We start from the raw sequence: 335 nt of genomic DNA on the forward strand, positions 1-335 counted from the left end.
AAAGATTGCGGTCCAACGTGTATAAAAATCATAGCAAAACACTATGGTAAAACAATTAACACCCAACAATTACGAAGTCTAAGTGAAACTACCCGAGAAGGAAGTAGTTTATTAGGATTAAGTGAAGCAGTAGAATCCATAGGTTTTAGATCTTTAGGCGTAAAATTAGCTTATAAAAAACTATTAGAAGCTCCACTACCATGTATTGTGCATTGGAATAAAAACCATTATGTAGTACTCTACAAAATAAAAAAAGACACGGTTTATATCTCCGATCCTGCACATGGACTTATAACTTTTACCAAAGAAGAGTTTATACAGCATTGGATAGGAAA

General features: G+C 33.1%; 1 protein-coding gene. It reads left to right on the forward strand.

Features of this window, described 5'->3' with window-relative positions:
- Positions 1–335 (forward strand): cysteine peptidase family C39 domain-containing protein (locus Q0881_RS17785; RefSeq protein ID WP_299163324.1); only part of this gene is annotated, 335 nt, incomplete at both ends.

The sequence above is a fragment of the uncultured Tenacibaculum sp. genome (assembly GCF_947494125.1).
Lineage (GTDB): Bacteria > Bacteroidota > Bacteroidia > Flavobacteriales > Flavobacteriaceae > Polaribacter.